This is a genomic window from Collinsella aerofaciens ATCC 25986, assembly GCF_964259375.1.
GTDB lineage: Bacteria > Actinomycetota > Coriobacteriia > Coriobacteriales > Coriobacteriaceae > Collinsella > Collinsella aerofaciens_BO.
Window position 1 is genome coordinate 52,164 of the sequence record NZ_CAXVJM010000001.1, and the last position, 21,546, is coordinate 73,709.

Here is a 21,546-nt window from a genome sequence, read left to right on the forward strand (position 1 = left end):
GTTATGACTAAAGAACTCGATTTTGATGCCATTAAGGCTGCGGCTGAGTCCCATCGTGCTGATATGACTCGCTTCCTGCGCGCTATGATCAGCCATCCCTCTGAGTCCTGCGAGGAGGGCGAGGTTGTCGCTTGCATCAAGGCCGAGATGGAGAGCCTTGGCTATGACGAGGTCAAGGTCGACGGCCTGGGCAACGTTATGGGCTTTATGGGCGAGGGCGACAAGATTATCGCCATCGACTCTCACATCGACACCGTCGGCATCGGCAACATCGAGAACTGGGATGCCGATCCCTATGAGGGCTACGAGACCGACGAGATCATCTACGGCCGTGGCGGCTCCGACCAGGAGGGTGGCATGGCTTCTGCTACCTACGCTGCCAAGATGATGAAGGACATGGGCCTCATCCCCGAGGGCTACAAGATCATGGTCGTCGGCACCGTCCAGGAAGAGGACTGCGACGGCATGTGCTGGCAGTACATCTACAACAAGGACGGCATTAAGCCCGAGTTCGTCATTTCCACCGAGCCCACCGACGGCGGCATCTATCGCGGTCACCGCGGCCGCATGGAGATCCGCGTCGACGTTCACGGCACCTCCTGCCACGGCTCCGCTCCCGACCGCGGCGACAACGCCATCTACAAGATGGCCGACATCATCGCCGACGTCCGCGCCCTCAACAACAACGGCTGCGACGAGTCGACCGACATCAAGGGCCTCGTCAAGATGCTCGACCCCAAGTACAACCCCGAGCACTACGAGGATGCCCGCTTCCTGGGCCGCGGCACCTGCACCGTCAGCCAGATCTTCTACACCAGCCCCAGCCGCTGCGCTGTCGCTGACTCCTGCGCCATCTCCATCGACCGTCGCATGACCGCCGGCGAGACCTGGGAGTCCTGCCTGGACGAGATCCGCAACCTGCCGGCCGCCAAGAAGTACGGTGACGACGTGAAGGTCTCCATGTACATGTACGACCGTCCGTCCTGGACCGGCGAGGTCTACGAGACCGAGGCTTACTTCCCCACGTGGATCAACAAGGAGACCGCTCCGCACGTCAAGGCCCTCGTCGACGCCCACAAGGCCATGTTTGGTGACGAGCGCATCGGCTGCGAGCCCAGCATGGACAAACGCACCGGTCGCCCGCTGTGCGACAAGTGGACCTTCTCCACGAACTGCGTCTCCATCCAGGGCCGCTACGGCATCCCCTGCGTGGGCTTTGGCCCGGGTGCCGAGTCTCAGGCTCACGCTCCCAACGAGGTCACCTACAAGGACGACCTGGTCACCGCTGCCGCCATGTACGTGGCTGCCCTGAACCTCTACGATCCGAGCAAGGCCGATGGCGACGCCACCGTGTTCCGCGCCGGTCTGACCAACAACAAGATCGACTAGTCCCATTCCTCGATTTTGTTGAGCCGGGGGCCGCTCGTGTCCCCGGCACCCCCTGTTGACTTGGGGCCCGCGGTCGTTATCTCCCATGCTTCCTCAACGGTGGCGGGTCCTCGTCATGGTGCTCTGCATGTTCTAGCCACACGCGCATGGCGGAGCACATCTACTCATTGCGATCGTTTCATCTTTAGAAAGGACATTTCCATGGACGCTAAGTTTACCGAGCTCGTCGAGCAGCTGAACGGCCTCGATTTTAAGGGTATGTACGGCAGCGACTTCCTGCACACCTGGGACAAGACCACCGATGAGCTTAAGGCGCTCTACATCGTCGCCGACGCCCTGCGCGAGCTGCGTGAGAACAACGTTTCGTCCAAGATCTTCGACTCCGGTCTTGCCGTCTCGCTGTTCCGCGACAACTCCACCCGTACGCGCTTCTCCTTCTCTAAGGCCGCCAACCTGCTCGGCCTTGAGCTGCAGGACCTGGACGAGAAGAAGTCCCAGATCGCTCACGGTGAGACCGTCCGTGAGACCGCTACCATGATTTCCTTCATGGCCGACGTCATCGGCATCCGCGACGACATGTACATCGGCAAGGGCGACGCCTACATGGCCGAGGTCTCCGAGTCTGTCCAGCAGGCCTACGAGGACGGCGTTCTGGATCACCGTCCCACGCTCATCTCCCTGCAGTCCGACTCCGACCACCCCACGCAGTCCTCTGCCGACATGCTCTACCTCATCAACGAGTTTGGCGGCCTTGAGAACCTCAAGGGCAAGAAGGTTGCCGTCACCTGGGCCTATTCGCCCTCTTACGGCAAGCCGCTGTCCTGCCCGCAGTCGCTGATCAGCCTGCTGCCCCGCTTTGGCATGGACGTCACCCTGGCCCACCCCGAGGGCTACGACCTCATGCCCGAGGTCGTCGAGCGTGCTAAGGGCTACGCCGCCGAGTCCGGCACCACCTTTAAGCAGGTCAACACCATGGCCGAGGCCTTCGAGGGCGCCGACATCGTGATCCCCAAGAGCTGGGCTCCGTTTGCCGCCATGGAGAAGCGTACCAACCTGTACGCCGAGGGCGACGACGCCGGCATCGCTGCGCTCGAGAAGGAGCTGCTCGCTCAGAACGCTACGCATCAGGATTGGTGCTCCACGACCGAGCTCATGGAGAAGACCGCCAACGGCCAGGACACCATCTTTATGCATCCGCTGCCCGCCGACATCTCCGGTGTCTCCTGCGAGCACGGCGAGGTCAACGCCGACGTCTTCGACATGCACCGTGTGGGCATGTACAAGGAGGCCAGCTACAAGCCGTACGCCATCGCAGCCATGATGTTCCTGCAGAAGGTTGCCGATCCCGCCGCTACCCTCAAGGCCCTCGGCGAGCGCAACACCGCCCGTTGGTTCCAGGCCTAAAGCTGGGCTGAGAAATGGCTAAGCGTATTGTTGTCGCCTTGGGCGGAAACGCCCTCGGCGCCAACCTTCCCGAGCAGATGGAGGCCGTCAAGACGACTTCCAAGGCTATCGTCGACCTGATCGAGGAAGGCAACGAGGTTGTCGTCGTGCATGGCAACGGCCCCCAGGTGGGCATGATCGCCAACGCGATGGCTGAGCTCACGCGCTCTAACCCTCAAAAGTACATTCCCTGCCCGCTGTCCGTTTGCGGCGCCATGAGCCAGGGCTACATTGGCTATGACCTGCAAAATGCGCTGCGCGAGGAAATGCTCGACCGCAACATCGACAAGGGTGTCGCCACCGTGCTCACCCAGGTCGAGGTTGCGGCGGACGATCCGGCCTTTGCCGACCCGGTCAAGCCGATCGGTCCGTGGATGAGCGAGGCCGAGGCCAAGGAGCTGGAGGCCGACCGCGGCTACCAGTTCATTCACGACGAGAAGCAGGGCTTCCGTCGCGTGGTTGCCTCGCCCAAGCCCGTGAACATCGTCGAGCTCGACACCATTAAGTCGCTCGTCGAGTCCAACCACGTGGTGATCTCCTGCGGCGGTGGCGGCATTCCCGTCACCAAGGCCCAGGGTAACCACCTTAAGGGCGCTGCCGCCGTCATCGATAAGGACTTTGCGGCCGAGAAGCTCGCCGAGCAGCTCGACGCCGATGCCCTGATTATCCTGACGGCCGTGGAGAAGGTTGCCATTGGCTTTGGCACCGACCACGAGCAGTGGCTCGACACACTGACCGCGGCTGACGTAAAGCGTCTGTCCGAGGCCAACGAGTTCGGTCGCGGCTCCATGCTGCCCAAGGTCCAGGCTGCCTCGACGTTTGCCGAGAGCAAGCCGGGTCGCACGGCGCTCATCACGCTGCTCGAGAAGGCGCGTGACGGTCTTGCCGGCAAGACCGGTACCACGTTTACCGGCGACGCTGAGTAGGCATATCGCACTGATGTAGAGGAGGGTGTCCTGCGCCGCGGGATGCCCTCCTTTGTGCTATGGAGAGCCAAGGGGCGTTCGCTGGAAAAAACGAGCGCGTGCCTGTTCCGATGGAGTGCGAGCTTGCTATGGTGGGTATAGCAACTATGGTGTCCAAAGCAGCCAGGGGAGGTTTGCGGAGATGAAACTCGGTTGCGTCATTATGGCTTCGGGCGAGGGCAAGCGGTTTGGCTCTAACAAGATGCTCGCCGATATCTATGGCAAGCCACTGATTGCCCGGACTATCGATTCGGTTCCTCGGGGCTTTGACGTTGTGGTTTCGACGCGTTGGCCCGAGGTCGCCCAGATTTGCGAGGACAAGCATTGCCCGTGTGCGCTGCACGATGGCAAGCTCAGAAGCGAAAGCGTCCGTGCGGGCCTTTCGTGGGGGGTCGATCGCAACTGGAAAGGCTGCCTCTTTTTGCCGGGCGACCAGCCACTCGTGAGTTCGGATTCATTTGAGGCCATGGTTCGCGCGTTTGATGAGCGTGGCCGCAAGCATCCGGTGCGTCTTGCGTGCAACGGTGAGCCTTCGAGCCCGGTGCTCTTTCCGGCGGAACTGTTCGATGCACTCATGTGTCTTGAGGGCAAGGACGGTGGCGGTTCGATTCTCAAGGACCGTATCGACGTGGTGCTGGTCGAGGCGCGTGCCTACGAGCTGTGGGACGTCGATACCGCCAAGGGACAGCGACGCATAACGGAGCATATCGCCGCCTGCTCGTATTTTGATCGCGTGGCCAACTGCATCAATCAATAAGGAGCAATTATGATCATCATCAAAAACGGCGCGCTCGTGACGCCACAGGGGCTTCGCCGCGCCGATCTTGCCATGGATGGCGATAAGATCGTGCGGATCGCCGCGGCGATCGAGCCGGCCGAGGGCGATACCGTCGAAGATGCCGCGGGCTGTTGGGTGTTTCCCGGCTTTATCGACGGCCACACGCACATGCAGTGCTGGACTGGCATGGATTGGACGGCCGATAGCTTTGAGACCGGTACGCGTGCGGCTGCCTGCGGCGGTACGACGACCATCGTGGACTACGCGACGGCCGATCGCGGCGTGACCATGCCCGATGCCTTGGCCGAGTGGCATCGCCGCGCCGATGGCACCTGCACGGCTAACTACGCCTTTCATATGGCACTCGCCGAGTGGAACGAGCGTAACCGCGCCGATCTCTCGGCCATGCGCGAGGCGGGCGTATCGTCGTTCAAGACCTACTTTGCCTATGACCACCTGCGCCTGGACGATGCCGAGACGCTTGAGGTGCTGGAGGAGCTCAAGCGTATTGGCGGCATACTGTGCGTGCATTGCGAGAACGGTACGCTGGTGAATGAGCTGCAGAAGCGCGTGTTTGAGCAGGGCATCCACGGGCCCGAGGGCCATGCGCTCAGCCGTCCGGATGTGTGCGAGGCCGAGGCAGTGAGCCGGCTGCTGTATCTGGCGCACTTGGCCGGGGATGCTCCGGTCAACGTGGTGCACCTTTCGACCAAGCTGGGGCTCGAGGCCATCCGCGCTGCCAAGGCGCGCGGGCAGAAGAATATCTATGTCGAGACCTGCCCTCAGTATCTGATGCTCGACGATACGTGCTACTTGGAGCAGGGCGAGGACGGCTTTGCGGGTGCCAAGTATGTGATGAGCCCGCCGCTGCGCCATGCCGGCGACCGTGCGGCACTGCGCGAGGCGCTTGTGGCCGGCGAGATCGATACGATTGCGACCGACCACTGCAGCTTTAACCTGCACGGGCAAAAGGACCGCGGGCGCGACGACTTCCGCGCGATTCCCAACGGCGGGCCCGGTGTGGAGCATCGCCCCGTCGCGATCGCTACGAGCTTTGAGGGACAGCTGGGCCCCGAGGATCTGTGCCGCTTGATGAGCGAGAACCCGGCGCGCGTCTTTGGCATGTATCCGCGCAAGGGCTGTCTTGCCGAGGGTGCCGATGCCGACGTGTGCGTATGGGATCCCAAGGCGCGCTGGACGATCAGTGCCGCGACGCAGCACCAAGCTGTGGACTACACGCCGCTCGAGGGCTTTGAGGCACATGGCCGCGCCAAGGCTGTGTTTGTGAACGGCGTGCTGGCCGCGCGCGACGGCGAGCCCACCGGAGCCCAACCCGGCCGCTACGTCCCCCGCTAGCAGGAAGATCACCGGATTCCCCTCCGCAGTTGCGGTGGAATAGTTCCTGTTTAGCCGCCAAATAGGCCGTTTCAGGAACTATTCCACCGCAACTTATAGGTCTGCTGGGGTAGCGCCGGCTATTTGAGGCTGGTGGCGATGAGGGGGCGGCCGAGGGCGGCCTCAAAGCGGTCGGCCATCGTGGGGTCGCTGAGCTTATCGACTTGGTTGAGCATGATGCGGGCATTATTGAGGTTCAGCATCCGCAGCTCGGCATTGAGCACCATGGCGACGCGCTCTGGGGTGGCAGCGTCGGTGGGCTCGCAGCCGCAACGCTCGCAAAAGAGCTCGGGGCGGTGGACGGCTTCGTTGATGGGCTTGCCGAGCCCCAAGGCGCCGACGATCCAGACAACGTTTGCCGTGGCGGCGGGAATTACCGGCTCCCAGGCGGCATGCGCTTTGAGCGGGAGTCGCTTGCTGCCATCTGCCTCGGCCAACACATAGTCAAAGCGCTGCGCCAGCTCGTTGAGCGGCTCGGCGGGGGCGGAGAGCTTGCCTGTCTCCGGGTCCAAAACACCCGCCTGGCAGATACTTCCGCGGTTCATGCCCGCGCATGCCTCGCAGGTGCAGCCGGGAACATGCAGGGTCCCCGGCTTCCAAGGCGCGGCGTCCAGGCGACGGCTCGACCCGTCCCATGGCACGCCGGCGACGGGAAACATGTGCGTGGTGGTACAGAGGAGCACGCGGCCGCCAGCGCGCATAAGCTCAAGGCCGAGCGTCTTCAGCAATGTCGACTTGCCGCCACTGCCGATAATTGCGGTAATGCCCGGCTCGATCTTGAGCGCGGAGGCAAGGTTTCCGCTCGTCGTTTCCATCTGTTCACCGCCGTATAATACTGTGATAATAAATAATCATCAGAGTAGCGGTCGAACCGCTTTTGCTCTGCTCAAACCGTAGCACAGGGAGGTGCCCCGGGAATGCTCGTTTATGTTCGCGGCGCTGGCGATATCGCCACGGGCGTCGCCGCTCGCTTGGTTCGCGCCGGCGTGTCGGTCGTTATGGCCGATATCGCGGTTCCCACGTGCATCCGCCGCACAATCAGTTTTTGCGAGGCCATTCGCCTGGGCGAGGTCGAGGTCGAAGGCATTCGCGCTCGCTTGGCACAGACGCCGGCAGAGGCGCTTGCGATTACCGAGGCTGGAGACGTCGCCGTTGTGGTGGACCCCCAGGCCAAGATGCTCGGCGAGCTGAAACCCGCGGCTGTGGTCGACGCGATTTTGGCCAAGCGCAACCTGAGCACCACGCGCGACATGGCGCCTGCCGTCATCGCCGTGGGGCCGGGCTTTACCGCGCCGGTCGATTGCGACGCCGTGGTCGAGACCATGCGCGGTCATTTCCTCGGCCGCGTCATCACACAGGGCTCGCCCCAACCCAATACGGGCGTGCCGGGCATCATCGCCGGCTTTGGCAAGGAGCGCGTTATCCACAGCCCCGCCGCCGGCGTGTTTCGGTCCGACCGCGCGATCGGCGACATCGTGAGCGCCGGAGACGTGATCGGGTATGCGGGTGATACTCCCATGGTCACGCAGATTGACGGCTGCTTGCGCGGCCTTTTGGCCGATGGCGTTCAGGTGACCGAGGGCTTTAAGTGCGCCGACGTCGACCCGCGCGGCGATGCCAGCTATATCAACTATATTTCGGACAAGGCGACGTCGGTCGGCGGCGGCGTACTCGAGGCGCTCGCCATGCTCACCGGTGTATTCCAGGGATAGGAAATTGCAATGGAAAAGCTCGATGTTGTGAATGCGGCGCTTGCCGCCCTGCGTGCTGGCGAGACGTGCGAACTCGTGGTCGTGGCCGGCACGGCAGGGTCATCGCCGCGCGGCGTGGGCGCCTGGATGGCCGTCTTTGCCGATGGCAGCCAAGCGGGTACCATCGGCGGCGGCAAGATCGAGCTCTTTGCGCTGGATGAGGCGCGCGAGCTCCTGAGCGCGGGACAGTCGCGTCTGGTCCGCTACACCATGGGCGGCGAGAACTCCGATACCGGCATGATCTGCGGCGGAGCCATCTGCCTGTGCTACCTGCATCTGGATGCGACTCAGGCATCGTTGTTCCAAGAAATTGCCGACGTCTTGGCCTATCGGCGCATCGGCGACTTCGTCATCGACTTTGAGCCGTTTATCGCGAGCGCACTCGAGGGCGATGTGGCCGAGTACCATGGCGAGGAATCGCGCCGCACCATTGCGGGCTGCCCCGGGCTTTCGCTGGTGGAGGAGGGGAGTAAGGTCACCTACACCAACGCCGCCTCCGAGATTCCCCCGGCGCACATCGAGACGCTCTGCCCCGAGGGCCTGACCTATATCTTTGGCTGCGGCCACGTGGGCGCCGCGACGGCGCGGGTGCTCACGGCGGCGGGCTTTGCCGTTGTAGCGTGCGACGATCGCCCCGGCACGTTGACACCCGAATGGGTGCCCGGTGTCTACGACCGTCGTCTGGTCGACTACAAGAACCTGAGCGAGCTGTGTCCCATCGGTCCGCGCGATCTGGTGGTGGTCGCTACAGCAGGTCACAAGTCCGATATCGACGTGGTGATCCAGGCCATGCGCGCCAAGCCTGCCTACCTGGGCTGCCTGGGCTCGCGGCGCAAGACGGCCTTTGTGCGCGCCCGCCTGGAGCAGGAGGGCTTTACACAGGACCAGATCGACGAGCTGCACCTGCCGATCGGTGTCGCCATCGAGGCCGAGGATCCCGAGGAGATCGCCATCTCCATCGCCGCCGAGATGATTCACCTGCGCCGCACCAAACTCGTCCCCCGCAAGCGCTAATCGCATCCCCATCAATAAGTTGCGGTGAAATAGTTCCTAGATGGGCCCGACGGGCGGTCGGCCAGGAACTATTTCACCGCAACTGCTTTTTGGGATCCATTTGTGCGGGGGAGTTGTGGAGTTGTGCAGGCAGACGAGGTTTTTCTGGAAATACGTACCCAATGCGCGTATAGTACCGATTGTTTTGTCGGCTCCTGCTGCGTCGAGTCCAAACCGCGAAATGCCATGAGCGGCGCGGATGCAGCCAGGAGGCACGAGGACAACCCGTCGTGGCCACGCCCCGTGCTTAAAACCCCAAGAAGGAGTGAACAATGGCAGAAGAGAAGTATGTGCCGCGTCTGAAGACCAAGTACAACAATGAGGTCAAGCAGCAGCTTCAGGACAAGTTCCAGTACGAGAACGTCATGATGATCCCCAAGTTTGAGAAGATCGTCGTGAACATGGGTGTCGGCGAGGCCGCTACCGATTCCAAGGCCATCGACGGTGCCGTGCGCGACCTGCGCGCCATCACCGGCCAGCAGCCGATGATCACCCGTGCCCGCAAGTCCATCGCTACCTTCCGCCTGCGCGCTGGTATGCCGATCGGCTGCAAGGTTACCCTGCGTGGCGACCGTATGTGGGAGTTCTTCGATCGTCTGACCTCCGTCGCGATCCCCCGTATCCGCGACTTCCGCGGCATCTCCGCCAAGAGCTTCGACGGCCGAGGTAACTTCTCCATGGGCGTCACCGAGCAGCTCATCTTCCCCGAGATCGACTTCGATTCCGTCGATCACCAGCGTGGTATGGACATCACTTTCGTGACCACCGCCAACACCGATGAGGAGGCCAAGGCCCTTCTGGACGCCTTCGGTTTCCCGTTCAAGAAATAGGTTCACCTGCCCTATAAGCGCCGTTCCCACAAGGGGGCGGCGCTTGGGGCGAACAATACTCTATGTGAGGAGGATATAAGTGGCTAAGACATCGATGATCGTCAAGTGCAATCGCAAGCAGAAGTTCTCTACTCGTGAGTACACGCGCTGCCAGCGCTGCGGCCGTCCGCACTCTGTGTACCGCAAGTTCGGCCTGTGCCGTGTCTGCTTCCGCGAGCTTGCACTCAAGGGCGAGCTTCCCGGCGTTAAGAAGGCCAGCTGGTAAGTCACTACCAGCGTTTCAAGCATCCGTTTGGAACAGGGAAAACGCGCTAGTTAGGCTTTGCCGTTAAGGGCGGCGAAGAACCAAGAGCACGTGTTCATCAAGAACGAAGGAGAATCTGTATGAACCTTACAGACCCGATCGCAGATATGCTTACGCGCATCCGTAACGCTAACTCTGTGAACAAGGCCACGGTCTCCATGCCGAGCAGCAAGAAGCTCGTCGAGATCGCTCGTGTTCTGCACGAGGAGGGCTACATCGAGGGCTACGATGTCGAGGACACCGTTCCCCAGAAGACTCTGCACATCACGCTTAAGTATGGTCCCAAGAAGGCTAAGGTCATCAACGGCATCCGCCGTATTTCCAAGCCGGGCCTGCGTAAGTACACCGGCGTTGCCGACATGCCCCGCGTCCGCGGTGGCCTTGGTACCGCCATTATTTCCACCAGCCATGGCGTCATGACCGACCGCGATGCTCGCAAGCACAACGTCGGCGGCGAGATCATCGCTTTCGTCTGGTAATTCGCTCGGTAGGTAGAAGGAAAGGAGATCACCGTGTCTCGTATCGGTAATAAGCCTGTCCAGATTCCCGCCGGAGTCGAAGTGGCAGTCAACGGCAACAACGTTGTCGTCAAGGGCCCCAAGGGCCAGCTCGAGCTCGATGTCTTTGAGAAGCTCGCTATCAACGTCGAGGACAACGTCCTCACCGTTTCCCGTCCCGACGACGAGCGTGAGACCCGTGCCCGCCACGGCCTCACCCGCGCCCTCATCCACAACATGGTTGTTGGCGTTTCCGAGGGCTTCGAGAAGAAGCTCGAGCTCGCCGGCGTCGGTTACCGCGTGCAGCAGAAGGGCAAGAACCTCGAGTTCTCCCTGGGCTTCTCGCACCCCGTGATCGTCGAGGCTCCCGAGGGCATCACCTTCGAGGTTCCCGACAACACCCACGTGAACGTCAAGGGTATCAACAAGCAGCAGGTCGGTCAGATCGCCGCTGAGATCCGCGGTCATCGTCCTCCCGAGCCTTACAAGGGCAAGGGTATCCACTATGTTGGCGAGCACATCCGCCGCAAGCTGGGTAAGGCCGCCAAGTAGTCGTAACCGACTCACTCGCATAAGACCAGCACCCCGTCAGGTGCTGGCAAGATCAACCTTTTTAGGAGTTTACGTATGAACAAGCATAAGGCGAAGCTGGAAGGCCTCAAGCGTCGTCAGCGTCGTGTTCGCGGCAAGGTCTCGGGTACCGCCGAGCGTCCGCGTCTTCGCGTGACCCGTACTAACGCCAACATCTATGCCCAGATCATCGACGACAGCAAGGGCTCCAGCCTGACGCTCGTCTCTGCCTCGACCCTCGAGGCCGAGTTCAAGGGCACCCACACCTCGAACAAGGAGGCTGCGGAGAAGGTCGGTCAGCTCGTTGGCAAGCGCGCCATCGAGGCCGGCATCACCAAGGTCGCCTTCGATCGCGGTGGCCGTATCTACCATGGCCGCGTCAAGGCCCTCGCCGACGGTGCTCGTGCCGCCGGTCTCGAGTTCTAGGAGGTATGTAGCACATGGCTCGTAATCAGAAGCAGCAGCGCGAGGCCTCCGAGTTCGAGGAGCGCGTCGTTTACATCAACCGCGTGTCGAAGACCGTCAAGGGTGGTCGTCGCATGAGCCTCGTCGCTCTCGTCGTCGTTGGCGACGGCAAGGGTAACGTCGGCGTTGGCATGGGCAAGTCCGCTGAGGTGCCCCTGGCCATCTCCAAGGCGTCTCTCGATGCCAAGAAGAACATGTTCCACGTGCCGGTGACCGATCAGGGCACCATCCCGCACGAGGTTCTCGGTCACTTTGGTGCCGGCCGCATCATCATCAAGCCCGCTGTCGAGGGTACCGGCGTTATCGCCGGCGGCGCTGTGCGTCCCCTCTTCGAGCTTGCTGGCATCAAGAACGTCCTGTCCAAGTCCCTCGGTACCGACAACGGCCTCAACATCATCAAGGCTGCCGTCGAGGGCCTCAAGGAGCTCTCCAGCCCTGAGGACGTCGCGGCTCGCCGTGGCCTGACGGTCTCCGAGATGTTCGTCGGTAAGGAGAACTAAGCATGGCTGACACCATCAAGATCAAGCAGGTCCGCAGCACCAACGGTTGCAAGCAGGACCAGGTCCGTACTGTCCGTGCCCTCGGTCTCCACAGGATCCGCGAGGTTCGCGAGATTGCTGACAACGAGTCCGTCCGCGGCATGATCTTCAAGGTCAAGCACCTTGTCGAGATTGTAGAGGAGTAGCAAATGCAGCTTCACGATCTTACTCCCGCGCCCGGTTCCACCAAGAACCGCAAGCGCGTCGGCCGTGGCAATTCTTCGGGTCACGGCACCACTTCTGGCCGCGGCCAGAAGGGCCAGGGCTCTCGCTCTGGTGGCACCAAGGGTGCCGGCTTCGAGGGTGGCCAGACTCCGCTGGCTATGCGCCTGCCCAAGCTTCCGGGCTTCCGCAACCCCCGTCGTATCGAGTACACCGCTGTCAACGTCGAGCGTCTCGAGCGTAAGTTCGAGGACGGCGCTGTGATTGACGGTGCCGCTCTTAAGGCCGCTCGCATCACCAAGAGCGAGTTCGAGCCCGTTAAGGTGCTCGGCAATGGTGAGCTCACCAAGAAGTTCACGGTCAAGGTCGACAAGGTCAGCGCCTCTGCGCAGGCCAAGATCGAGGCCGCCGGCGGAAAGGTCGAGCTGCCGTGCTAAATGGTCTTAAGAATGCTTTCCGCATCAAAGAACTGCGCGAAAAGATTCTTTTTACCATAGCTATGCTCGTCGTGTACCGCATTGGTGCGCACGTTCCTGTGCCCGGCATTCCCTTCCAGGGGATGCTGGGCCTTTTCTCGACCGGGAGCAACTCGGTCGCCGCAGGTGCTATGGCCCTCCTGAATCTTTTCTCTGGTGGCGCGTTGAGCTATGTCTCGGTGTTCTCTTTGGGCATCATGCCGTACATCACGAGCTCGATTATCCTCCAGATGCTCCAGGCCGTCGTGCCTTCCCTGCATGAGCTTGCCCGCGAGGGCGAGGTCGGTCAGACCAAGATTACGCAGTATTCGCGTTACCTCACCTTGGCTCTGGCTATCCTCAACTCCGTGGGTTACCTCTTCCTCTTTAAGAGCTTCGGCATTAGCTTCAACGGTGCCGGTGCTCCCGAGATCATCTTCGACCTCATGATCGTCGGTACGCTCACCGCGGGCGCCATGCTGATCATGTGGATTGGTGAGCTCATCACCCAGCGCGGTATCGGCAATGGCATGTCGCTGATCATCTTCGCGAACATCATGGCCGGTCTTCCGCAGGCGATCTTCTCCAGCACCGAGGGTAACGCCGGTGGCATCATCACCATGGTGATTATCTGCGCCATCATCCTGCTGGTCATCCCGCTGATTGTTTTCCTTGAGCGCGGCCAGCGCCGCATCCCGGTCTCCTACGCCAAGCGCGTCGTTGGCCGTCGCATGATGGGTGGCCAGACCACCTACCTGCCCATCAAGGTCAACACCGCGGGCGTCGTGCCGATCATCTTCGCTTCGGCGCTGCTGTACTTCCCGGCTCAGATTGCCGTGTTCTTCCCCGGCATCGGCTGGATTCAGGCAGTTGCCTCTGCGCTTTCGACCGGTTGGCTCAACTGGGTGCTTAACGTTGTCCTCATCGTGTTCTTCGCGTACTTCTACACCTCTATGGTGTTCAACCCCGATGACACGGCCGACAACCTTAAGAAGCAGGGTGGCTTTATTCCGGGCGTCCGTCCGGGTAGGGCTACCGCGGCCTACATCAAGAACGCGCTCAACAAGATTACGCTTCCCAGCGCTGTCTTCTTGGCGCTCATCGCCATCGTGCCTTCGATCATCTTCTCCTTCACGGGTAACCAGCTGATCCAGGCATTTGGCGGCACGTCCATCCTCATCATGGTCGGCGTTGTGCTCGACACGGTCGACAAGCTCGAAGGCCAGATCAAGATGTATGATTATGATGGATTCTTTAAATAGGCTAGAGGAGGATTGCTCATGAACCTCGTATTGCTCGGAGCTCCGGGTGCCGGTAAGGGCACCGTCGCACAGGAGCTCGTCGCCGAGTTCGGCGTCGCTCACATTTCCACGGGCGACCTGCTGCGTGCTGCCGTCAAGGGTGGCACCGAGCTTGGTATTCAGGCTAAGAAGTACATGGACGCCGGCGAGCTCGTTCCCGACCAGCTCGTAATCGACCTTGTCAAGGAGCGCCTTGCCGCCGATGACGCCCAGCAGGGCTTCATCCTCGACGGTTTTCCGCGCAACACTGCCCAGGCTGTGACGCTCGATTCCGAGCTCTCCGCCATGGGTCGTGAGATCGACTGCGCCCTTCTGGTCGACGTGGCCCCCGAGGTCATTATCGACCGTCTGTCTTCGCGTCGCACCTGCCGCGCCTGCGGTTACACCGGCACCGCTGCCGATGCTACCTGCCCCAAGTGCGGTGGCGAGATGTATCAGCGCGACGACGACAAGCCCGAGACCATCAAGAACCGTCTCGACGTCTACGAGAAGTCCACGAGCCCGCTCGTCGACTACTATCGTGGCCAGGGTCTGCTCAAGTCGGTCAACGGTGACCAGGCTCGCGAGACCGTGTACGGGGATGTCAAAGAGGCTCTCGGTCTATGATCAAGATTAAGTCTGCAACGCAAATCGAGCAGATGAAGAAGGCAGGAGCGCTATCTAAGATGGCGCTCCGCCACGTTGGAGCCATGGTTCGCCCTGGTGTTTCGACCTTTGAGCTTGATCAGCTTGCGGAGCAGATTATCCGCATGCATGGTGGCACCCCGGCCTTTAAGGGCTACGGCGGGTTCCCCGGTACCATTTGCGCATCGATTAACGATGCCGTGGTGCACGGTATTCCCAATCCCGACATGATCCTGCGCGATGGCGATATCATCTCCATCGATACGGGTGCCGTTGTCGACGGTTGGGTCGGCGATAACGCTTGGACGTTTTTCGTCGGTACCCCCACGCCCGAGGCCAAGGCCCTGTGCGAGGTTACGCTCGATTGCCTTAAGGCTGCAATCGAGCAGGCTGTTCCCGGTAACCATATTGGGGACATTGGTTATGCCGTCCAGTCCCTCGCCGAGTCTCACGGCTATGGCGTGCTTCGCGATTATGTGGGGCACGGCATTGGCCATGTGATGCACGAGGACCCCAATGTTCCGAATTACGGAAAAAAGGGGAGGGGCGTTCGTCTCCAGGCCGGTATGGTCATTGCCATCGAGCCGATGGTCACGATGGGATCCAGTCATGTGAGCACGGGCTCCGATGGTTGGATCGTCACGACCAACGATCACCTGCCCGCCGCGCACTACGAGAACACCGTCGCCATCACCGATGACGGCCCGGTGATCCTCACCACCGACGCACAAGGCGCTTGGTGCTCCTTGCAAGGTGGCGAGATGTAGAGGCTGCGTTCAAATTCGTCGGCATTTACATTTCAAAGTAACAAGTTTCACTTAGTTGTGGAGCCATTACGAAGATATTACGATACGTGCACGCGTATTGTAGAATACTCAATCGCTGTCGTTTTCTAGAGAAAGATGATTGCTTGTGAAGAAGGAAGACGCAATTGAGCTCGAGGGTACGGTAAAGGAACCGCTGCCCAACGCCATGTTTAAGGTCGAGCTCGAGAACGGTCATTCGGTTCTGTGCAACATTTCTGGCAAGATCCGAATGAATTACATCCGTATTCTCCCCGGTGACAGGGTTGTCGTGGAGCTTTCCCCGTACGACCTGACCCGCGGCCGCATCACCTATCGCTATAAATAGCGGCACGCATACACGCACTCCTTTTCCGACTGCAGGCTTAGCTCAACCTACGGTCGGATTGTGTGTGAAGACCAGCCATAGTTTTAAACGCCTGCGGCTGGGCGAGTAGATAGTAGGGAAGTAGTTTGAGCGCTACCGAAAGGAAGAACGATGAAGGTACGTCCTTCGGTCAAGAAGATGTGCGATAAGTGCAAAATCATTAGGCGCCATGGCAAGGTCCTCGTCATTTGCGAGAACCCCCGTCATAAGCAGCGTCAGGGTTAAGAGAGGAGACTACGTTGGCCCGTATTAATGGTGTCGACCTCCCGCGTGAGAAGCGCGTTGAGATCGGTCTGACCTACATTTACGGCATCGGCCGCACCACTGCGACGAAGATTTGCGTCGAGTGCAACGTTAACGTGGATACGCGCGTTAAGGACCTCACCGAGGATGAGGTTAACGCCATCCGCGATTATATCGACAAGAACCAGATCATGGTTGAGGGCGACCTCCGCCGTGAGCGCAACCAGAACGTCAAGCGCCTTATGGACATCGGCTGCAACCGCGGCCTTCGTCACCGCAAGGGCCTCCCGGTCCGCGGCCAGCGCACCCACACTAACGCTCGTACCCGCAAGGGCCCGAAGCGTCAGATCGGTGCTAAGAAGAAGAAATAAGGAGCGCTAGATAGATGGCTACTGCTAAGAAGAACGTTCGCGCTGCCCGTCTGAAGCGCGCGGACCGTAAGAACATTTCCGTGGGCCAGGCTCACATTCGTTCTACGTTCAACAACACGATCGTTTCGATCACCGATCCCCAGGGCAACGTCATTTCCTGGAAGTCAGCTGGCCAGGTGGGCTTCAAGGGCTCCCGTAAGTCCACGCCGTTCGCTGCCCAGATGGCTGCCGAGGCTGCTGCCAAGCAGGCCATGGAGCACGGTATGAAGAAGGTTTCCGTCTTCGTCAAGGGCCCCGGCTCCGGTCGTGAGACCGCCATCCGCTCCCTCCAGGCTGCTGGCCTCGAGGTCTCGAGCATCCAGGACAAGACCCCCATCCCGCACAACGGCTGCCGCCCCAAGAAGCGTCGCCGCGTGTAACTGAAAGGATCGTATCAATATGGCAATCGACAGGACTCCTGTTCTTAAGCGCTGCCGTCAGCTCGGGATCGATCCCGCTGAGCTCGGTTATAGCAGCAAGAAGGAATCTATCCGTCAGCCCAAGCGCCGTCGCAAGGAATCTGAGTACGGCATGCAGCTGCGCGAGAAGCAGAAGGTCAAGTTCATCTATGGCGTTCTGGAGAAGCAGTTCCACGGCTACTTCAACAAGGCCCGTAAGATGAACGGCGTCACCGGTGAGAACCTCATGATCATCCTTGAGTCTCGCCTCGACAACGTCGTCTTCCGTCTTGGCTTCGCCCGCACCCGCAAAGAGGCTCGTCAGTCCGTCCGTCACGGTCACTTCACCGTGAACGGCAAGCGCGTGGACATCCCGTCCTACCGCGTCAAGGCCGGCGACGTCGTCGCTGTCGGCGAGAAGTTCCGTGACCTCCTCCCCATCAAGGAGGCTCTGATTTCCTCCGAGCGTTTCGAGGTCCCTGGCTGGCTCGAGGTCGATATCGAGAAGCTGTCTGGTAACGTGCTCGCTCTGCCGACGCGTGAGCAGATCAGCGGTGATATCAACGAGCAGCTCATCGTCGAGCTCTACTCTAAGTAGTCCATCCGGGCTGCTGAGGCTGGAGGTAATACATGTCAGAATTCATTAGGCCTCAGGTTCAGGTCGAAGAGATTAACGAGACGTCTGCTCGTGTCTCCGTTGAGCCGCTCGAGCGTGGCTACGGCGATACGCTGGGTAACTCCCTTCGTCGCGTTCTTCTGTCCTCGCTCGAGGGTGCCGCCGTCGAGGCTATTCAGATCGATGGCGCGCAGCACGAGTTCATGACCATCCCTAACATGGTCGAGGATGTCACCGACATCGTCCTGAATGTCAAGGGTCTTGTCTTCAGGGCTCTCGGCACGACCGACGAGGCGACCGCCACCATCTCGGTTGACGGCCCCTGCGAGGTCACCGGTGCGGACTTCTTTATTCCGTCCGAGTTTGAGCTGGTCAACCCCGAGCAGCACATCGCTACGCTCACCGAGGGTGGCCATCTCACCATGAGCATGCGCATCGGCTATGGCCGCGGCTATGTTTCTGGCGAGGCCAACAAGCGCGACAACGATCCCATCGGTGTGATCCACGTCGACTCGCTGTACTCGCCGGTTTCCCGTTGCGCCAAGCTCGTTGAGGCTTGCCGTGTCGGTCAGCACACCGACTACGACCGCCTTGTCCTCGAGATCGAGACCAACGGCTCCATCGCTCCGCGCGACGCCGTGGTCCAGGCTGCCAATATCATCAACCAGCATATGGCTGCCTTTATGAACCTTGCCGAGACCCCCGAGGTCGAGGAGGAGGCTTCGATCTTCGCTCCCGAGGTCACCAACGACAACGCCGAGCTGGACAAGCAGATCGAGGATCTGGACCTTTCCGTCCGTTCCTACAACTGCCTTAAGCGCGCCAGCATTCACTCGGTCCGTCAGCTCGTTGAGTTCTCGGAGAACGATCTGCTTAACATCCGTAACTTCGGTGTTAAGTCGATCGAGGAAGTGAAGGACAAGCTTGAGTCCATGGGCCTGAGCCTGAAGGCTTAATGCTTCGCATATTTGAGGAGAAACTAGACCATGCGTCACAACGTTAAGAAGGGCCTGAAGCTCGGCACCGATGCGAGCCACACCAAGGCCATGAAGAAGAGTCTGGCCAAGGCCCTCTTCGAGAACGACCGCATCAAGACCACCGAGACCCGCGCTAAGGCGCTGCGTTCGGTCGTCGATCCGATCATCACCTGGGCCAAGAAGGGCGACCTGCACTCTCGTCGTCTGGCCATCGCCAAGCTCGGCGATAAGCAGCTCGTTGCCGAGATCTTCGACAAGGCTGCTCAGGGCATGTGGCAGGACCGCAACGGCGGTTACACCCGCATCATGAAGCTCGGAAACCGTAAGGGCGACAACGCTCCTATCGTTATCATGGAGCTCGTCACCGAGCCTTGCACGCCTAAGGCCAAGAAGGCTGCTCCGGCCCCCAAGAAGGCCGCTGCTCCCAAGAAGGTCGAGGCCGTCGAGGAGGCTCCTGCTGAGGAGACCGCTGAGTAGACAATCCGTCTGCATAGGCTATATTCGAGGGGTACGTTCGCGTACCCCTCTTTTTTTGTCGCGATACCGTTGATTGTTTGTTGGGAGCGCCCATGACCGCGCCGTCTGATTTCAATTCGATTCCAGAGCTCGATGCCACGCTCGTATTCCGTGTTGCCTATGATGGCTCGTCCTATAGCGGATTTGCCGAGCAGCCGGGCCAGACGACCGTTGCGGGCGAGTTGCGCCGCGCTATCGAGACGCTGCTGCGCCGCCCGATCGATCTGACGTGTGCGGGGCGTACCGATGCCGGTGTGCATGCGGTGGCGCAGTACATTAGCGTGCCCGTAACGGACGCTGAGCTCGCGTGTACGCGCCGTAGGTGGCTGAGGGCTATGGATGCCCTCCTGCCCAAAGATATTGCCATAAACGAGGTCTACAAGGCCCGTAAAGGCTTTTCCGCACGCTTCGATGCGCGGTCCCGTACGTATACGTACCGTATTGCCGACCGCGATGCACGCCCAGTGCTCTCGCGCGGTGCGGTGTGGTGGCATCGCTACCCCTTGGATGTCGATGCCATGGCTGCCGCGTGCCCTGCGCTCTTGGGCGAACAGGACTTTAAGAGCTTTTGCAAGGTCGCCTCTGCTGTGGGCAAGCCCACGCACCGCTGCGTGATGCGTGCCGAGTTTGGCCACGAGGTCGCTTTTGGCGAGGATATCCTGACGTTTACCATCGAGGGCAACGCATTTTTACATTCGATGGTGCGCACTATTGTGGGCACGCTCGTGGAGATCGGCATGCATCGTCGCGATCCCGAGTGGATGCGCGAGGTCATTGATGCCTGCGACCGTACCGCTGCGGGTCCCACGGCGCCTGCCTGCGGCCTTACGTTTATGGGTGTGGATTACGGCCCCGACGAGCTTGTCGTGCTCGACTAGGGGAGTGCTCGGCGCGTCCGTGCCTGGCACATACTATGTGTGAGCTGCGCGTGTGCAACATCTGTTCTTGGCGTGCAACATGTTATGCGGCTCGTTGCTTTTATAGCTCGGGTGTACCATGAACGGCGGTTTGATTTGGCGCTGTCGAGAGGACGGAAAACTTGGTTCGACGTGGTTCGCATCCGCGACTTTCGGTGATCCTAATTGTTGAGGGTTCGCCCAGCTATGCGATGCGCGCGCTCGAGAGCGTCCAGAACCAAGACCTCTATGATCTGCAGATTGTCATCGTATGCCGCGACGTTGCGCCGGGCGTGCGCCATTCGCTCGAAGTTGCCGCAGGCAGGGATATTCACATCGATTTGATCGACGTCGAGGATTCGGCGCGCGGAGCATGTCTCAAGGCCGGTTTTGCCGCCTCGCGCGGATTGCAGATTGTTGCCATGAACGCCGACGAGTGGTTTGCCCCGCAGTCCCTTTCCAAGATGGTCGATGTTGCTTGTGATGCTGGGGCAGACATGGTGATTCCCACGGCATCGCTCGACCGCTACGATGCTCATCGTGAGCGCCATTCGCGTGTACTGGATGCCACCTCTCTTGCGATCGATGACCGTGCTTCTTTGGCGGCTGGTCTGTCTCAGATGATTTCCGGCGGCTTGATTGCCCAGACTTCCGGTGTGATGTACAGCCGCTCGTTGTTCGAGACGTGTTTGTCGCGCGGCCGTGCGCTTCGCTCGATTGGGTTTATGACATGTGCCCTTTCGCAGGCACAACGCATATCCGGGTGCGGTGGCGCCTGTTTCCATGCGGTGGCGCCACGGCTTACAGATGCTTTTGACCCCACATTGTTTGCCAAGCTGACCGATGACACCCGGGTGCTCGACGAGCTTACTGATTCGCTTGTAGAGGCGGGCGGTGACACGCAGCTAAAGGTTGCGAGCCATATGTTTTACTTCGCCGGGCTGGTCGCCTGCATCGAAAATTTGTGCTTGAGCCCGCATGGGGTTTCTTCAATTGAGCGTTCCGCTCGTATGCGTGATATGCTCGATGCATCTCGAACTCGTCAGATGGCCGCGGCACTCAAGGATAACCATCGTGGGCTCGGCCTGTTGTTTGGACCGATTGCCAGTGCCAAGCCTGCGCGTTGCGTGATGTATACGCACCTGGCCGCTTTTTTTAACCGGACGGGCGTCAAAACTGCTTAAGACGGCTATGTTCGAAACAATCTTGCATGGAATTGTTTCGAAATGCGTTCTTATTCACAAATACCCTTAAATAGCGCTAAACTATACAATCACTGATTGATTGTCTCCGCCATCTATGGAGTGAGGTTTTGTATGGCTAAAAAACGCAATGGGCGCCAGGATGCCATCAGAGATATCGTGCGCAACAAGGATGTTCGCACGCAGCGCGTGCTGGTGGACGAGCTTCGCGCTATGGGTTTCGATTGCACGCAGGCAACCGTTTCGCGCGACATTGCCGATATGGGTCTGCGCAAGCTTCCCGAGGGTATCTATGTTCTGGCCGAGGACTTGCATCTGCAGCGTATGGTTTCCGAACTGGTAACGGGCGTTCTGCGCACCGACAACCTGGTTATGATCAAGGCCCAGCCCGGTACCGCTTCGGGCATTGCCGCTGCGGTCGATGCCGCCGAGCTGCCCGACGTGCTCGGTTCGCTCGCCGGTAACGACACCATCTTGGTTATCGCCCAGACCGCCGAGGACGGCGAGCGCCTGGAGGCCCTCATCAACAAGCTGAGCAACTCTCGTAAGTAGGCGAGAACCGCGTCGTGCAGGCGGCTACAGAGCCTTGTAAGGGGG

Annotated in this window: 29 protein-coding genes; 28 read left to right on the forward strand and 1 reads right to left on the reverse strand. The window is 60.3% G+C overall.

Features of this window, described 5'->3' with window-relative positions; genetic code table 11:
* Positions 1-3 precede the first annotated feature (3 nt).
* From ACEXKH_RS00255 to hydA, 5 genes are all read left to right on the forward strand, one after another.
* Entirely contained in the window at positions 4-1,389 is a 1,386-nt protein-coding gene (locus ACEXKH_RS00255) for a YgeY family selenium metabolism-linked hydrolase (protein ID WP_373572656.1), read from the forward strand.
* Positions 1,390-1,590: 201 nt separating this feature from the next.
* Entirely contained in the window at positions 1,591-2,793 is a 1,203-nt protein-coding gene (gene ygeW / locus ACEXKH_RS00260) for a knotted carbamoyltransferase YgeW (protein WP_373572657.1), read from the forward strand.
* 14 nt (positions 2,794-2,807) lie between these two features.
* Positions 2,808-3,758, forward strand: a complete 951-nt coding sequence (gene arcC / locus ACEXKH_RS00265; RefSeq protein ID WP_260698748.1) for a carbamate kinase — start codon at positions 2,808-2,810, stop codon at positions 3,756-3,758.
* Between the two features lie 181 nt (positions 3,759-3,939).
* Positions 3,940-4,554: a nucleotidyltransferase family protein gene (locus ACEXKH_RS00270; protein ID WP_373572658.1), complete on the forward strand. Its 615-nt coding sequence runs from the start codon at positions 3,940-3,942 to the stop codon at positions 4,552-4,554.
* Between the two features lie 9 nt (positions 4,555-4,563).
* On the forward strand, positions 4,564-5,931 hold the full coding sequence (hydA, locus tag ACEXKH_RS00275; RefSeq protein WP_373572659.1) for a dihydropyrimidinase: 1,368 nt from the start codon (positions 4,564-4,566) through the stop codon (positions 5,929-5,931).
* Positions 5,932-6,050: 119 nt separating this feature from the next.
* Here the strand turns inward: hydA and yqeC are convergent, their stop codons facing one another.
* Complete coding sequence (gene yqeC, locus ACEXKH_RS00280; RefSeq protein ID WP_373572660.1) at positions 6,051-6,785, reverse strand: selenium cofactor biosynthesis protein YqeC; 735 nt, start codon at positions 6,783-6,785, stop codon at positions 6,051-6,053.
* 102 nt (positions 6,786-6,887) lie between these two features.
* On the opposite strand from yqeC, the gene yqeB reads away from it, so the two are divergent.
* The 23 genes from yqeB to ACEXKH_RS00395 all read left to right on the forward strand — a co-directional run bounded on the left by yqeB (position 6,888) and on the right by ACEXKH_RS00395 (position 21,501).
* Positions 6,888-7,682 (forward strand): selenium-dependent molybdenum cofactor biosynthesis protein YqeB, encoded by a 795-nt coding sequence (gene yqeB, locus ACEXKH_RS00285; protein WP_373572661.1) that lies wholly within the window; start codon positions 6,888-6,890, stop codon positions 7,680-7,682.
* A 9-nt stretch (positions 7,683-7,691) separates the two neighbouring features.
* Entirely contained in the window at positions 7,692-8,735 is a 1,044-nt protein-coding gene (locus tag ACEXKH_RS00290) for an XdhC family protein (RefSeq protein WP_373572662.1), read from the forward strand.
* Between the two features lie 311 nt (positions 8,736-9,046).
* The gene (rplE, locus tag ACEXKH_RS00295; protein ID WP_006235260.1) at positions 9,047-9,604 is read left to right on the forward strand and encodes a 50S ribosomal protein L5; all 558 of its coding nucleotides are present in this window, start codon (positions 9,047-9,049) and stop codon (positions 9,602-9,604) included.
* A gap of 79 nt (positions 9,605-9,683) precedes the next feature.
* The gene (locus tag ACEXKH_RS00300) at positions 9,684-9,869 is read left to right on the forward strand and encodes a type Z 30S ribosomal protein S14 (RefSeq protein WP_022094280.1); all 186 of its coding nucleotides are present in this window, start codon (positions 9,684-9,686) and stop codon (positions 9,867-9,869) included.
* Between the two features lie 119 nt (positions 9,870-9,988).
* Entirely contained in the window at positions 9,989-10,387 is a 399-nt protein-coding gene (gene rpsH, locus ACEXKH_RS00305) for a 30S ribosomal protein S8 (protein ID WP_215694729.1), read from the forward strand.
* Positions 10,388-10,420: 33 nt separating this feature from the next.
* On the forward strand, positions 10,421-10,957 hold the full coding sequence (rplF, locus tag ACEXKH_RS00310; RefSeq protein ID WP_006235263.1) for a 50S ribosomal protein L6: 537 nt from the start codon (positions 10,421-10,423) through the stop codon (positions 10,955-10,957).
* 75 nt (positions 10,958-11,032) lie between these two features.
* A complete protein-coding gene (gene rplR / locus ACEXKH_RS00315; protein WP_055252235.1) occupies positions 11,033-11,401 on the forward strand; it encodes a 50S ribosomal protein L18 in 369 nt (122 codons plus the stop codon).
* Between the two features lie 14 nt (positions 11,402-11,415).
* Positions 11,416-11,940: a 30S ribosomal protein S5 gene (gene rpsE, locus ACEXKH_RS00320; protein ID WP_195364328.1), complete on the forward strand. Its 525-nt coding sequence runs from the start codon at positions 11,416-11,418 to the stop codon at positions 11,938-11,940.
* A gap of 2 nt (positions 11,941-11,942) precedes the next feature.
* A complete protein-coding gene (gene rpmD / locus ACEXKH_RS00325; RefSeq protein ID WP_006235266.1) occupies positions 11,943-12,125 on the forward strand; it encodes a 50S ribosomal protein L30 in 183 nt (60 codons plus the stop codon).
* A gap of 3 nt (positions 12,126-12,128) precedes the next feature.
* Entirely contained in the window at positions 12,129-12,578 is a 450-nt protein-coding gene (gene rplO, locus ACEXKH_RS00330; protein WP_006235267.1) for a 50S ribosomal protein L15, read from the forward strand.
* Positions 12,572-13,858, forward strand: coding sequence for a preprotein translocase subunit SecY (secY, locus tag ACEXKH_RS00335; RefSeq protein WP_343006246.1), 1,287 nt, complete (start codon positions 12,572-12,574; stop codon positions 13,856-13,858). The genes rplO and secY overlap by 7 nt, the downstream gene beginning before the upstream one ends.
* A gap of 18 nt (positions 13,859-13,876) precedes the next feature.
* Complete coding sequence (locus tag ACEXKH_RS00340; RefSeq protein WP_006235269.1) at positions 13,877-14,503, forward strand: adenylate kinase; 627 nt, start codon at positions 13,877-13,879, stop codon at positions 14,501-14,503.
* Positions 14,500-15,288 (forward strand): type I methionyl aminopeptidase, encoded by a 789-nt coding sequence (gene map, locus ACEXKH_RS00345; RefSeq protein ID WP_373572663.1) that lies wholly within the window; start codon positions 14,500-14,502, stop codon positions 15,286-15,288. Before ACEXKH_RS00340 ends, map begins: the two co-directional genes overlap by 4 nt.
* A gap of 145 nt (positions 15,289-15,433) precedes the next feature.
* Positions 15,434-15,652: a translation initiation factor IF-1 gene (infA, locus tag ACEXKH_RS00350; protein ID WP_035137443.1), complete on the forward strand. Its 219-nt coding sequence runs from the start codon at positions 15,434-15,436 to the stop codon at positions 15,650-15,652.
* A gap of 150 nt (positions 15,653-15,802) precedes the next feature.
* On the forward strand, positions 15,803-15,916 hold the full coding sequence (gene rpmJ / locus ACEXKH_RS00355; RefSeq protein WP_006363204.1) for a 50S ribosomal protein L36: 114 nt from the start codon (positions 15,803-15,805) through the stop codon (positions 15,914-15,916).
* 14 nt (positions 15,917-15,930) lie between these two features.
* Positions 15,931-16,305 carry a 30S ribosomal protein S13 gene (gene rpsM, locus ACEXKH_RS00360; RefSeq protein WP_022094275.1) on the forward strand — a complete coding sequence of 125 codons (375 nt, stop codon included), beginning with the start codon at positions 15,931-15,933 and terminating at the stop codon, positions 16,303-16,305.
* 14 nt (positions 16,306-16,319) lie between these two features.
* A complete protein-coding gene (gene rpsK, locus ACEXKH_RS00365) occupies positions 16,320-16,724 on the forward strand; it encodes a 30S ribosomal protein S11 (protein WP_006235274.1) in 405 nt (134 codons plus the stop codon).
* Positions 16,725-16,743: 19 nt separating this feature from the next.
* Positions 16,744-17,340 (forward strand): 30S ribosomal protein S4, encoded by a 597-nt coding sequence (gene rpsD / locus ACEXKH_RS00370; RefSeq protein ID WP_006235275.1) that lies wholly within the window; start codon positions 16,744-16,746, stop codon positions 17,338-17,340.
* A gap of 32 nt (positions 17,341-17,372) precedes the next feature.
* Complete coding sequence (locus ACEXKH_RS00375) at positions 17,373-18,314, forward strand: DNA-directed RNA polymerase subunit alpha (protein WP_006235276.1); 942 nt, start codon at positions 17,373-17,375, stop codon at positions 18,312-18,314.
* Between the two features lie 30 nt (positions 18,315-18,344).
* Entirely contained in the window at positions 18,345-18,812 is a 468-nt protein-coding gene (gene rplQ, locus ACEXKH_RS00380) for a 50S ribosomal protein L17 (RefSeq protein ID WP_006235277.1), read from the forward strand.
* Between the two features lie 92 nt (positions 18,813-18,904).
* Positions 18,905-19,729, forward strand: coding sequence for a tRNA pseudouridine(38-40) synthase TruA (gene truA, locus ACEXKH_RS00385; protein ID WP_373572664.1), 825 nt, complete (start codon positions 18,905-18,907; stop codon positions 19,727-19,729).
* Between the two features lie 161 nt (positions 19,730-19,890).
* Positions 19,891-20,931 (forward strand): glycosyltransferase family 2 protein, encoded by a 1,041-nt coding sequence (locus ACEXKH_RS00390; protein WP_373572665.1) that lies wholly within the window; start codon positions 19,891-19,893, stop codon positions 20,929-20,931.
* 132 nt (positions 20,932-21,063) lie between these two features.
* Positions 21,064-21,501: an arginine repressor gene (locus ACEXKH_RS00395; RefSeq protein ID WP_006235280.1), complete on the forward strand. Its 438-nt coding sequence runs from the start codon at positions 21,064-21,066 to the stop codon at positions 21,499-21,501.
* Positions 21,502-21,546: the final 45 nt, after the last annotated feature.